Annotated in this window: 11 protein-coding genes; 4 read left to right on the top strand and 7 right to left on the bottom strand. The window is 49.3% G+C overall.

Annotation, left to right across the window (positions count from 1 at the left end; genetic code table 11):
* The first annotated feature begins 39 nt into the window (after positions 1 to 39).
* Positions 40 to 660 (top strand): LysE/ArgO family amino acid transporter, encoded by a 621-nt coding sequence (locus tag ESP131_RS00700; RefSeq protein WP_029342810.1) that lies wholly within the window; start codon positions 40 to 42, stop codon positions 658 to 660.
* Positions 661 to 771: 111 nt separating this feature from the next.
* Here the strand turns inward: ESP131_RS00700 and ESP131_RS00695 are convergent, their stop codons facing one another.
* On the bottom strand, positions 772 to 2,562 hold the full coding sequence (locus ESP131_RS00695) for an LTA synthase family protein (protein ID WP_029342809.1): 1,791 nt from the start codon (positions 2,560 to 2,562) through the stop codon (positions 772 to 774).
* Between the two features lie 225 nt (positions 2,563 to 2,787).
* Between ESP131_RS00695 and wrbA the strand changes: the two genes are divergently transcribed.
* Positions 2,788 to 3,390 carry an NAD(P)H:quinone oxidoreductase gene (gene wrbA, locus ESP131_RS00690; RefSeq protein WP_023469582.1) on the top strand — a complete coding sequence of 201 codons (603 nt, stop codon included), beginning with the start codon at positions 2,788 to 2,790 and terminating at the stop codon, positions 3,388 to 3,390.
* 61 nt (positions 3,391 to 3,451) lie between these two features.
* Here the strand turns inward: wrbA and ESP131_RS00685 are convergent, their stop codons facing one another.
* Entirely contained in the window at positions 3,452 to 5,884 is a 2,433-nt protein-coding gene (locus ESP131_RS00685; protein ID WP_029342808.1) for a HAMP domain-containing sensor histidine kinase, read from the bottom strand.
* A gap of 204 nt (positions 5,885 to 6,088) precedes the next feature.
* Positions 6,089 to 7,111, bottom strand: coding sequence for a zinc-binding alcohol dehydrogenase family protein (locus tag ESP131_RS00680; RefSeq protein WP_029342807.1), 1,023 nt, complete (start codon positions 7,109 to 7,111; stop codon positions 6,089 to 6,091).
* A gap of 179 nt (positions 7,112 to 7,290) precedes the next feature.
* Between ESP131_RS00680 and ESP131_RS00675 the strand changes: the two genes are divergently transcribed.
* Complete coding sequence (locus tag ESP131_RS00675) at positions 7,291 to 7,731, top strand: hypothetical protein (protein WP_023469579.1); 441 nt, start codon at positions 7,291 to 7,293, stop codon at positions 7,729 to 7,731.
* Between the two features lie 71 nt (positions 7,732 to 7,802).
* Here the strand turns inward: ESP131_RS00675 and ESP131_RS00670 are convergent, their stop codons facing one another.
* From ESP131_RS00670 to ESP131_RS00655, 4 genes are all read right to left on the bottom strand, one after another.
* On the bottom strand, positions 7,803 to 8,315 hold the full coding sequence (locus ESP131_RS00670) for a PCYCGC motif-containing (lipo)protein (RefSeq protein ID WP_029342806.1): 513 nt from the start codon (positions 8,313 to 8,315) through the stop codon (positions 7,803 to 7,805).
* A 76-nt stretch (positions 8,316 to 8,391) separates the two neighbouring features.
* Entirely contained in the window at positions 8,392 to 9,309 is a 918-nt protein-coding gene (locus tag ESP131_RS00665; RefSeq protein WP_029342805.1) for a metal ABC transporter substrate-binding protein, read from the bottom strand.
* A complete protein-coding gene (locus ESP131_RS00660) occupies positions 9,306 to 10,151 on the bottom strand; it encodes a metal ABC transporter permease (protein WP_029342804.1) in 846 nt (281 codons plus the stop codon). Before ESP131_RS00660 ends, ESP131_RS00665 begins: the two co-directional genes overlap by 4 nt.
* On the bottom strand, positions 10,148 to 10,885 hold the full coding sequence (locus ESP131_RS00655) for a metal ABC transporter ATP-binding protein (RefSeq protein WP_029342803.1): 738 nt from the start codon (positions 10,883 to 10,885) through the stop codon (positions 10,148 to 10,150). Before ESP131_RS00655 ends, ESP131_RS00660 begins: the two co-directional genes overlap by 4 nt.
* 226 nt (positions 10,886 to 11,111) lie before the next feature.
* Between ESP131_RS00655 and mgtE the strand changes: the two genes are divergently transcribed.
* Positions 11,112 to 12,464 carry a magnesium transporter gene (gene mgtE / locus ESP131_RS00650; protein ID WP_069940061.1) on the top strand — a complete coding sequence of 451 codons (1,353 nt, stop codon included), beginning with the start codon at positions 11,112 to 11,114 and terminating at the stop codon, positions 12,462 to 12,464.
* Positions 12,465 to 12,514 lie beyond the last annotated feature (50 nt).

The following is a 12,514-nucleotide window of genomic DNA, read 5'->3' as shown; positions in this document are numbered from 1 at the left end:
TCAGTTTAGAAATAAAGATAATGAAAGAGGAGACGTCAAGTGAATGAAATTTTAAAAGGCATAGTAACATCAGGTACGCTTATCGTCGCAATCGGTGCTCAAAACGCTTTTGTCCTTAAACAAGGCTTATTAAGGAATAATATTTTCTGGGTAGCGCTAGTTTGTTTTTTATGCGATGTGTTGTTGATGTGCATGGGCGTACTAGGGATTGGTACCGTCATTAAGAATAATACGTTTGCAAATGTTGGTCTTGCGAGTGTTGGAGGACTATTTCTACTCCTATACGGATTCAAATCTTTTCGTAGTGCATTTTCGTCATCACACACAATGGATGTTTCAACAGCTCCTAAAGTCATGACCATTCCCAAAACAATCTTACTCACATTAGCGATTACACTTTTAAATCCACATGTGTATTTAGATACGGTCGTCATCATCGGTGGTATAGCTGGGACTTTGACATTTGATCAAAAAGTCAATTTCTTGATCGGAGCTTTGATTGCCTCCTTTGTCTGGTTTTTTGGTTTAGGATACGGGGCGAGATGGTTAATGCCTGTATTTAAAAAACCGATGGCTTGGAAAGTATTAGATTTTGGAATCGGTTGTTTGATGTTTTGGCTCTCGTATCAATTGATTCAGTTTGCACTAGAAGCAATTTAAAAAGACTTGAAGATTAATAATGAAACACAAATAGACCAACAAGCTTGACTCCTCAAGAGACGTGAAAAAAGTCAGGCTTGTTGGCTTTTTAGAAAATTAGACACGATGCGATTACTTCAGCTCATTCTCTTCAATAATCTTATCCGATATCTTTAATTGTTCGCTCACATCTTTCACCTGATTGCGACAGAGCTTCATCTCGGTTTTTTTCTCAGTCGACACGTCATAACAGGTGCCTTCACCGGAGGCTTTCGTCAAATCCGCTTCATAGTAATAGTCCTTGTAGCGGAACGAACCATCGCGGAAGCCCGTCAGATTCGGTTTGTCGTCGACGAGGGATTGTCCCATCATATAGGACGTCTTGAGATTCAATAAGTCAATGATCGTTGGTGCGATATCAATTTGTCCGCCATTCTCTTTCATGATCCGACCGGTTTGCTGGTCGGGTTTTTTGATGAAGAGCGGGATGCGGCGCTCGAGTTCAAAGGCAGCAACCGGAGACGAGACATCCGCTTTTTTGCGCATCTCACTGTCTTCATTGACGAGTCCGCTATCGTGATCGCCATAAAAGATGACGAGGGATTGATCCCAAAGATCCCGTTGTTTCAATTCGTCAATCATCTTCCCGATACCGGTATCGACGTAATGGACAGTCTGATAATATCGTTTCAGCATTGGATCCTCATAACCGGACAGATCAAGCGTCTGGTCTTCCTTGTCGATCTCATACGGAGTATGACTCGTCAACGCAACTAAAAACGAGAAGAACGGTTCTTGCAGCGTCTCCATGTGATCAATCGATTCGAGGAAGAACTGCTGATCGTTCAGCGCCATTCCGATTTTCTTCTCTTTTGAATAATCCTTTTGGCTGAAGAAGTGCTTAAAACCGATGTTCTTGTAGACATCGTCACGATTCCAAAAACCTTTTTCGTAGGCATGCATCGCTGCCGTATCGTATCCGTTTTTCTCAAGTAATGCAGGGAGCGGCTCGAATTCATTCGTCGGGTATTGCGTATAGACGGAGCCTGATTTTAATGGATAAAGTGAGGTGTTCGTAATGAACTCGGCGTCCGAAGTTCGTCCTTCATGCGTCTGGTGGTAGAGCGACGAGAAGTAGAGCGATTCCTTTTTCAACTGATTCAGGTTCGGCGTCACTTCTTCGCCGTTGATGGTTTGGTCGATGACTGAAGCTTGGAACGACTCGAGCTGCACCAGAATGATATTCGGTGTTTGCTTCGGACCCGTCGGATTCGTCTGTTCCTTTTGATTGATGCGCTGTTGCTCCTGTGCCGTCAGTCCGTCACTCGGTCGTCCGGTCACGCCTTTGAACACATCCCACCCGTGATAACCCCAAAAGCCGAATAGGTAATAGTCACGCATATCGGAGATCGTTGCCGTCGGTTGACGATCTTCCGTTAGCGTCCGGTAGGTCAGCAGTGAGGCAGACAAAATGATGCCACTGACTGCAAGGATTCCAGACGTCCGGCGGCGTGCTTTTGCCGTCGTCACTTCCGGTCGTTTGCGGAAAATAAAGAGCAGTAGGACGAAAATCAAACTATCGGCGAACAAAAGGAAGTCTTGCGGTACGATCAAAGCGGTGAAGCCGCTACTGACGTCACTCATCTGCGTCATCTGTGAGAGGAGCGAGACAGAGAGGAAGTCCTCGAAGTAACGGTAGTACCACATGTCGGAAGCAAGTAGAAAACTGTGCGCCAGCAGTAGACCGAGCCAGACCCAGCGGCGTTTATTCCACGGGATCAGTAACGTCCAGCTCGACAGGATCAGCATACCGGCAAGGTTCATCAGTGTTAAATGGAGCGAAAGGTCAGTTTTTGTAAAATAACTAAACAGCATGAACTTCAGCATGCCGAGTAACAGATAAAGGGTGTAGCGAATTGCCATGGTCAGTACTCCTTACGTGTGTCGTCACACAGTCTTTACCCTAAACATTTGATGGTGGAACGCTCAGATGTGGACAGCCATGTGAGCTCGTTCCATGATGTAGTCGAAAATAGGTCTATATTTTCTCTTGAATTCAAACAATTGACGTTAATTTGCTTGGAAAGCGGGAATAGAAAGCGTGTACGTTCATTGTCCGTCACTGTCTTTTAAAAAAGGAGCGAAGTCATGTCAAACGTGAAACTAGCGGTCATCTATTACAGCGCAACCGGAACGAACCATCAACTTGCCTCATGGGCAAAAGAAGCGGGAGAAGCAGCAGGAGCAGAAGTCCGCCTTGCGAAAATTAAGGAGACAGCACCAGCAGAAGCGATCGCTTCGAACCCGTTGTGGCAAAAGCATGCGGATGCCACACGTGATATTGAAGAAGCGACACCAGATCTACTCGACTGGGCAGATGCAATCATCTTCAGTGTCCCAACACGTTACGGTCATGTTCCGGGTCAATTCCAACAGTTCCTCGACACGACAGGCGGACTGTGGGCACAAGGCAAACTCGTCAATAAAGTCGTCAGTGCGATGTCGTCGGCACAGAATCCGCATGGCGGTCAGGAAGCGACTGTTCTCGCAGTCTATACGACGATGTTCCACTGGGGTGCGATCGTTGCGGCACCAGGTTATTCGGATCCTGTCTTGTTCGCAGCCGGCGGAAATCCATATGGTACATCAGTCACTGTCGACCAAGACGGCAACATGGTCGAATCGGTCGAACCGGCTGTACGCCATCAAGCGAAACGGACGGTTGAAGTGGCAAGCCGTCTCAACTCATAACATTACCTAACTCAAAAAGCGCCGGAATGCTGATTCGCATTCCGGCGCTTTTTCGTATGCATCATGTCGTTTGCGTAAGCGGTAGTTCGACCGTGAATGTCGATCCTTGTCCTTCAATCGATTCGACGTGAATCTCTCCGTCGTGTCCTCGGGCAATTTCGCGACAGATCGAGAGTCCAAGTCCGGTACCACCGATTTGGCGGGTATCCGAGTTGTCGACGCGATAGAATTTTTGGAATAGATTACTCATTGCGGAAGCAGGGATCCCGATTCCGTTATCTTGAATCGCAACCGTGACGCGTGTCTCTTGTCGCGTCAGCTGAATCTGGATCGTCCCACCAGCCGGTGAGTATTTGATTGCATTGTTGATCAAGTTACTGAACAGTTGGCGAATCTTCTTCGCATCTCCTTCGACGATCAACGGTTCGACGTTTCGTGAAATCTGAATCGCGTGTGATGACGACGACAGGCTGTGCAACTGTTTCAAATCGCGAATCATCGCAACGATATCGAATGGCGCCATCTCGTATTCCTGACGGTTCGCTTCCATTCGTTGCAAGTCGAGGAAGTCGTTGATCAACAGCGATAAACGTTCTGTTTCCGAGTGGACAGCCTCTAAATACTTCTTCTGGCGTTTCGGAGGTAAATCTCGTTGGATCATCAGTTCAGTAAAGCCATAGATCGACGAGAGCGGTGTCCGGAGTTCATGAGAAATCGTCGAGACGAGTTCGTTTTTGATCCGGTCAATTTCGACTTCGTTCGTCACGTCACGTAAAACGAGCAGAATGCCGCGGAACTGTCCGCCATAATGGATACTCTCTGAGTATGTCTTGATGAAGCGGCGCTCGTGATCAATCGAGAAGGTGATCCCTTCGCCGATTTCCCGCTGAACGAATGTCTTTTTCAAGTAACGTTCGAATTCCGGTAGTTGATCCACGCGATGTTTGAGTTGAACGACAGACGGTGTGATGTTCATCAGTCCGTTCTCATCGATGCTCTCATCAATTGGATGATCAAACAGATCGAGGAGCGGTCGGTTGATCAACTGAATGTCACCGTCTGGTTCGATATACACGATCGATTCACGAATCGAGTTCAGCAGTCGCGCCGTTTTCTCTCGTTCGCGTTCAATCTCATCAAACGTCCGCATCCGTAGGAGCGACAATGCCAGTTGTCGCGCAAAGGCAGCTAATTCTTCCTGCTCGTAACGATCAAACGGAGCTTGATCACGAGATAAGAAAATATAGGCGATGATCTCGTTTTGACTCGGATCCAGAACCGGTGTGACGGCGCGTGCGACTTCGTGTTCGAATTGTGTATGCGGTCGTTTATCCTGTCGTGCTTCACGTAGTAAAGGTTCGATCGTCGGCATCCAGTCTTCGGTCGCGAGATTCGTCTTTGGATAAAAGACGATGTCGATCACTTTCGTACCATCCTTGAAAATCAAGGCACCTTGCGTCGCATTCGTAATCTCGACCATCTTTTGGATGACCGCAGGGTAAGCGCTGATGCTATCACGTGATGCGAGTGTTTCCGTCAATTGGTTCCGTAGACGCAAGTGGGATTCGTTCCGTTGCGTCAATTTCAAGGCATCTTCCAAATTGACGTTCGTTGACATCAATTGGTGTTTGTTTTCGATCAACGCGGTCGCCATTTGATGGAATGATTTACTCAGTTCTCCAATTTCATCGGCACGGTTGAGTGGAATCAATGGTAACGTATGTTCACCACTCGCAAGCAGTTTACTTTCCTTGCTGAGGAGATGAATTTGTCGCGTCGTCCGTTCGATGAACGGGCGGACGATCAACAAGATGACAAGGAACAGAACGAGTAGATTGACGAGCCAGATCCACTCCGCATACTTCGTCTGCGTGACGAGTTGCTCTTTCGCACCGAGTTCTTTCGCGCGGAGACTACTTCGGTAGCTTGTGAATGTACTCTCCATCGTGTTGACGCTTTTACGCATCGTCTCACTGTTCGAGGCATTCATCTTGAATTTCCGATTGGGATCGCGTGGTGCTTCAGGCATCATCGCCTTCAGACTCGGCATCTGCAAAAACGTTTCGTCGATCGTCCCAGCTTGTTTCGCTTGGACGTATTTAATCAAGCTTGGCATCACGAAGTTCGCGTAGGAATTATAGAGCGACCGAATATCCGACGCATAGACTTCATCGGCTTTGTACAGACGATTTTTCTCGAACCAAGCGGTCTGTTGTTCAAGTGACGCTTTTTTCTCATCGATGACGTCAAGTACCGCGTCATCTCCGAAGACGATATAACCGCGCATTTCGTACTGGAGGGACTGCCAATCATCCCAAAGTTTTGTCGCCCGGTCTTCGCGCACACTAATCGCATCGAGTTCTTGTTTCGCCTGTGCGACCTGATGATTCGTATAAAAATAGGCGGTGATGGATGAGATGGATAGGGCAATGAGAATCAGGTAAAACGAAGACATGATCTGTCGGCTGATCTTTTGATTGAACCATTTTCGCATATGGATTATGGATGCTCCTTTGTGTATGTGTGGAAAGCGTCGATTAGATGTATTACGTTGGAATATTTGTTACCGTAATCGTACATTTTTTAGACGGATAAATATAGTCATAATGCTTAAAATATCTTCAAAGTAAGAGATTCATGTTCACAAAGAACGACAAAAAACAGGATGGGAGTCTAGTCCCGTCCTGTTTTAATTCATTTAATGATGTTCGACGACGATTTTCCCAATCGTTTTTCCGCTCTCGACGAGACGATGTGCTTCTTTTAGATTTTCGGCGTTCATGCCGATCAATGTCTGTGTCACAGTCGTCTCGAGCGTATGCTCTTCAATCCAAGCTGCGACTTGTGTTAGGATTTCATGTTGACGAATCATGTCCTCTGTCTTAAACAGCGGACGGGTGAACATGAACTCCCAGACGAACGTTGCACTCTTTTGTTGAAGTGCACTCAAATCGAGTTTTTGGTCTGTCTCGACGATGCTGCAGATTTTCCCTTGCGGTGCAATCACATCGACCATCGTCTCGAAATGTTGGTCTGTCGCATTCAAGCAGAAAATGTAGTCGACGTACTGATAACCGAGTGCTTCGAGCTGTGGACGGAATGCCTCATGGTGATTGATCGTATGATGTGCACCGTGTTCTTTCGCCCAATCAATCGTCTCGTCGCGTGACGCCGTTCCGATGACGGTCAATCCAGCATGATTCGCGAGTTGCGTCGCGATTGAACCGACACCCCCAGCGGCTCCGATAATGAGGATCGTCTTCTCGAGGTTCGACTTAGCATCAAACGTCAATCCGAGACGATCAGTCAATGCTTCATAGGCAGTCAGCGTCGTTAATGGCAGAGCAGCTGCTTCGCTAAAGGTCAACCGTTCCGGTTTTTTAGCGACGATGCGTTCATCGACGAGTTGGAAGTCACTGTTTGAACCGGGGCGCTGGATTGCACCGGCGTAATAAACTTCATCACCGACTTGGAAGAGGGAGGCATCATCGCCGACTTCAACGACGACTCCGGCTGCATCGTAACCGATAACCTTCGGGGCGTCTTCGTCTTTCCCGTGAGCACGGACTTTCGTATCGACCGGGTTGACGGAGACAGCTTTGATCTCAACTAAGAGATCGTGTCCCGTTGCTTCCGGGCGTGGTAGTTCCAGGTCAATCAGACTTTCGTGTTCCGTCAGTGGTAAGTGTCGGTGGAAACCGACGGCGGACATATTCGACATCGACAATCATCCTTTCCAGATAGGAATCGTTTCTCTCCATCTGTTCCACGCCTATTCAGTCTTAAAACCAGTTGCGAAACTTTGAAAACGGATTCCCCTTCTGTCGTCAACGAAAGAATGCTGGATAGATATGGTAGCATATGAGAGTAGCTATCAATTTCGAGAAGGAGCGATTTTGTATGTATGACGTCATCTCTCTACCGGCAGGACCGACTCAAGTCACGATTGAACGTTACCTCGTCCATGCCCACCCGCACCCCCGTCCGTATAGACCCGCGCGTTTGATTGCCTTACGTCAAAGTGGTGGCGTCATGCATCGACTGTATCGCACGGAGCGGGAAATCGTGCTCTCTCCGCACGAGGCACTCGCCCCACAAGTCCAGCGGCTCTCGTTCTCGCAACAGGAGCGTGTCCTAGCGTATATCGAAGAACGTCGCGCGAGCTTCGGTTTTGATGAAGGGGAGGAATACAAATTTTACTTACTCGAAGTGGCATACGAGCTCCGTCATCTGCCACGAACGGATCGACCGATTCGGGCGCATACGTACTATCAACTGGATGAGCTGTTGTCGGGTCGACCGCTCGTTTTGCGTGCTAGAAGTCAAGAGCGCTCCACATGAGACAGAAAAACGGAACATGAAAAAGCAGTCCGCCTTTCCTTACGTTCATCGCGAGGAGGGCGGACTGTTTATTAAAGTGCTGGCGTTGGCGTCGGTGTGACACCGGTCTTTTTATAAGCTTGATCGATGGCAGTCCGGATTTTCTTGACGGAGCTACCTTTTTGATAAGCGACAATTGACTGTGCTGCGATATCGAGACACGTGCCGCACGTGATGCCGTGCGTCGTCCAGGTCGTGGAACTAGCAGTCTGCTCTTCGATGAAGCAGTCATAGTTGCTTGTATGACCAGCAGATTCACCGCAACCACAATAACAAGGCATCTTCTTCAAGAGATCAGGATGTTTAGCGACGGAGCGGTAAATCGTCTGGATCGACTCATCCTGTTCGTTCAGAAAAGCGGGTAACGTGTCTGGTCCCGCGGTCTTCTCGAGTTGATCACCAACACCGTGGCTGGCATGGTCAGCATGATCTCCGTGATTCGTTTGTTCTGTCTTCGGAGCACCCGTTTGATCAGCTGTTCCGCATGCAGCGAGCAACAGGCTGATACTGAGGGGAAAGGCGTAACGATATAGTCGTGTTTGCATAATGTGCCTCTCTTTCATCGTCTTGCCTTCATTATAAGGAAAGACGTATCCAGAAGGCGTGACGATTTGTTGACGCTTACTTGGCGAGTGCTTCCGTGATCGTCTCGATGTTTGCTTGCATCATGCTGTAGTAGGTGTCGCCATCCTTACCCGGTGCACCGAGTGAGTCAGTGAAGAGAGTACCACCGATCGGAACACCAGTCTCCCTTGAGACGGTTTCCATGCTCCGCCGATCGACGCTCGTTTCGACGAACAGGACAGGGATATCTTGCTCCTTGATCGTATCGACGATCCGGCGGACTTGAGCCGGAGTCCCTTGATTATCTGAGTTGATCTCCCAAATATAATCCGCTTTGACGTCATAGGCAGTTCCGAAGTATTTGAAGGCTCCTTCGCTCGTGACGAGATGACGTTCTGCTTTCGGAATAGCGGCAAACTGCTTTTTCGCTTCCTGATCAAGCGTCTGCAATTTTTTGATATAGGCATCGGCATTTTTTTCGTAGTCGGCTTTGTGCTTCGGATCTTCCTTGATTAATGCCTGCTTGACGTTTTCGACGTAGCGAATCCCATTGCTTATATCGAGCCACGCATGCGGATCAGTCTCCGATTCTTTGCCCTTCGTCGTCAGGTATTTCGGTTCGACGCCTTTGCTTAAACGATAGACTGGCGCGTCAGACGCGTCTTTGCCAGTCGTTGCCCGGAGTTTATCGAACCACGCACCGCCGGCTTCCAGGTTCAACCCGTTGTAGAAGACGACGTCAGCATCTGCCATCGCTTGTACGTCTGCCGGAAGTGGATCATACTCGTGCGGGTTTGCCCCGATCTTGACCATGCTGTGGACATCGACATGTTCACCACCGACCTCACGTGCGAGGTCAGCGAGAATCGAATACGTCGCAACGACCTTCAGCTTCCCGTTATCTTCTGCTGGTGTCGAACAAGCAGCAAGTAAGACCGTGCTGAGGAGGACGAATAGAAAAAGTTTTACTTTCATACAGTAGACTCCTTTCGTTTCCGGTGACGCATCAGACCGTGACGTGGTGAGAAGACGAAGACGAGTGCGAACAACGTCGTCGCGACGAGGACGATCGACGCACCGGAAGATAGATTATAGGTGAAGCTGAAATACAGTCCGACGATGGCGGACAGCGTACCGAATCCTGCCGCTAGGAACAGCATCCGTGAGAGGCGGTTCGTCAGTAAATACGCGGTCGCTGCTGGTGTGATCAGCATCGCGACGACGAGGATGATGCCGACGGTCTGAAGTGAAGCGACGGTGACGAGTGTTAGTAACGTCATCAGTCCGTAATGAATCCAACGCGTCGATAGTCCATAGGCTTGCGCCATCGTCGGATCAAACGAGCTGATCAGCAACTCTTTGTAGAACAAGAAGATTCCACCGAGGACGATCAATCCGATGATGACGGTCATCCACATGTCGCTCGGACGGACCGCGAGGACGTTACCAAACAGAATGTGATAGAGATCACTACTGCTACGCAAGAACGAGATCAGGATGATCCCGAGGGCGAAGGCGGATGTGAACATGATTCCGATTGCCGTATCGTTCTTGATGCGACTGTTCTGGCTAACGAAACCGATTCCGAGCGCTGTCACGAGACCCGTCACGACAGCACCGATCAGGAAGTTGATCCCGAGTAGGTAGGAAATCGCAACACCGGGTAAAACGGCGTGCGAGATTGCATCCCCCATCAACGACATCCCGCGAAGGATGATGAAACAGCCGATCACACCACAGATGATGCCGACCATGATGGCGGTGATCATCGCTTTTTGTAAGAACTCATACTGAAGTAATGCCTCGATGAACGTCATCCTTGTCCCTCCTTGCGTCGTTCGAATAGGGGTAAGCCATACGCTGGTTCGAGCCATTCCGGCGTCAAGATATCAGCCGGTGGACCGACAGCGATCAATTGTTTGTTCAACAGCATCAATGTGTCGAAGTAGTCCTCTGCTTTATGCAAATCATGGTGGACGACGACGATCGTCCGTCCTTCGGCTCGGAGGGTCCGTAAGAGTTCGATGATCATCTGCTCACTCGCAACATCGATGCCGACGAACGGTTCGTCCAGCAATAGTAGCTCTGCTTCTTGGGCAAGGGCACGCGCCAGAAAGACCCGTTGTTGCTGTCCGCCTGACAGTTCACCGATTTGGCGTTCGGCATGATCAGACATACCGACGCGCTCGAGACACTCCATGGCGAACACTTTTTGTGCTTTCGATGGTCGTTTGAATAAGCTGAGCTTCGGATAACAGCCCATCAGCACGACGTCCTGCACACGAACCGGGAAGTCCCAATCAATTGCACTTCGTTGCGGTACGTAAGCGACGCGTGACCGAACGTCTTCGAGTGATTGGTCAAGCACGCGTAACTGCTCGATGCGAGCCGGGATCAAACCGAGGACGGCTTTTAAGAATGTGGATTTACCAGCGCCGTTCGGTCCGATGATGCCAATCAACGAAGCGACCGGGAGACGAACGGACACTCCGTCGAGTGCATGGGTATCAAAATAAGAGACAGTGAGACGATCAACGTCAAGGGCGTACATGAATAATCACTCCTTTGATTTTGTGGTATATAGAAGGAAAGTTTCCTTAGGGCAAAAAATAAGATAAAAATTTTAACTCCAATCACTGGAAAAGATTCGGTCTACAAATAATGTTTCCTTAAGGCAAACTTTAAAGCCATAGGAAACAGATGTCAACTGTTTTTCGATATCGATCGCGAATCAACTCGTGCTAAGATGAAAAGGCAGAATACAGGGGGTGAGGAGATTGCGTCAGACAGCAGAACAACAATGGAAGTGGCTATTGCTCGATGCTCTCGCGAAAGAAAAACGGGAGCAAGCACAGCAAATCATCGAAGAGGTCTATCCGTATGATATCGCGCAAGTGTATGAAGAGTTGGGCGAAGACGATCAGGCACGACTCCTCGACTATCTGGATCACGAGCGATTGGCGGATGTACTTGAGGAGCTCGAAGGGGAGCAACGTCTCGCCGTCTTACGTCGTTTAGACATCGAGCGTGCCGGGCACGTCCTCGATTTAATGGAGAACGATGATGTCGCGGATGTACTTGAGGAACTGGGACCGGAAGAGACCGACCGCTTGCTTGGCAGCATGCGGACGGACGAGGCTCTGATCGTCCGCAATCTCTTGACGTATCCACCGGAAACGGCAGGGCGCTTGATGACGAACCGGTTCATCTGGGTCGGAGAAGATTTCACGGTCGGTGAGACGGTCGAGAAGATGCGCGACTACATCGAATACTCGGAGACGATCAACTACGTCTACGTCGTCAATCAACTCAGTGAACTCGTTGGTGTCATCTCATACCGGGATGTCATCTTAGCTGAAAATACGGAACGGATCAGTGACGTCATGGAGACGAAGGTGATTCGGGTCGCGGCGGAGACCGATCAGGAAGAAGTCGCGCAACTGTTCGAACGCTATGATCTTGTCTCGTTACCCGTCGTCGAGGGCGACATTCTCGTCGGACTGATCACGGTCGATGATGCGCTTGACGTCTTACGGGAAGAAGCGAACGAAGACATCGAGAAACTCTCGGCGTCCGGTAAATCAATTGATTTCGAGACGAAGCCGTGGATTGCTGCGACCCGTCGTTTACCGTGGCTCGTCTTGCTACTGTTCATCGGGCTCGTCTCCGGATCAATCATCAGTCAGTTCGAAGAGACGCTCTCAAAAGTCGTCGCGCTCGCCTTCTTCATGCCGATGATTGCTGGTATGACCGGAAATACCGGTACCCAATCGCTCGCGGTCGTCGTCCGCGGATTGATCACGCGTGAAGTCGATAAGCGGGTCGCGACTCGGTTGATCCTACGGGAGCTCTGGGTTGGTTTAATCATTGGTGTCATTTGTGGTATCTTGATCGCCATCATTGCCTACGTCTGGCAAGGGAGTGCCGTCTTGGGTCTTGTCGTCGGCAGTTCGCTCGTCATCACGTTGATCTTCGGGACACTTGCTGGAACGATCATTCCGCTCATCTTACATCGCCTAAAGATTGACCCAGCAATCGCATCCGGACCATTGATCACGACGTTGAACGATATCTTATCGCTCCTCGTTTACTTCGGGATTGCAACGGCATTCATTAGCCGCTTGATGTAAAAAAACCGAACCGATTCATCTTCGTCAAGAGGAAGGGAATCGGTTCGGTT

This window comes from Exiguobacterium sp. U13-1 (assembly GCF_001750115.1).
GTDB lineage: Bacteria > Bacillota > Bacilli > Exiguobacteriales > Exiguobacteriaceae > Exiguobacterium_A > Exiguobacterium_A acetylicum.
Note: the sequence above shows the minus strand (reverse complement) of the source record. Positions and strands in the feature narration are given on the sequence as shown.

What these genes read in the sequence shown, in the direction of transcription:
- ESP131_RS00685 (WP_029342808.1), bottom strand. Translation starts at nt 5,884, where the DNA reads ATGCGAAAATGGTTCAATCAAAAGATCAGCCGACAGATCATGTCTTCG.
- ESP131_RS00655 (WP_029342803.1), bottom strand. Translation starts at nt 10,885, where the DNA reads ATGTACGCCCTTGACGTTGATCGTCTCACTGTCTCTTATTTTGATACC.
- ESP131_RS00675 (WP_023469579.1), top strand. Translation starts at nt 7,291, where the DNA reads ATGTATGACGTCATCTCTCTACCGGCAGGACCGACTCAAGTCACGATT.
- ESP131_RS00680 (WP_029342807.1), bottom strand. Translation starts at nt 7,111, where the DNA reads ATGTCGAATATGTCCGCCGTCGGTTTCCACCGACACTTACCACTGACG.
- wrbA (WP_023469582.1), top strand. Translation starts at nt 2,788, where the DNA reads ATGTCAAACGTGAAACTAGCGGTCATCTATTACAGCGCAACCGGAACG.
- ESP131_RS00665 (WP_029342805.1), bottom strand. Translation starts at nt 9,309, where the DNA reads ATGAAAGTAAAACTTTTTCTATTCGTCCTCCTCAGCACGGTCTTACTT.
- ESP131_RS00660 (WP_029342804.1), bottom strand. Translation starts at nt 10,151, where the DNA reads ATGACGTTCATCGAGGCATTACTTCAGTATGAGTTCTTACAAAAAGCG.
- ESP131_RS00670 (WP_029342806.1), bottom strand. Translation starts at nt 8,315, where the DNA reads ATGCAAACACGACTATATCGTTACGCCTTTCCCCTCAGTATCAGCCTG.
- ESP131_RS00695 (WP_029342809.1), bottom strand. Translation starts at nt 2,562, where the DNA reads ATGGCAATTCGCTACACCCTTTATCTGTTACTCGGCATGCTGAAGTTC.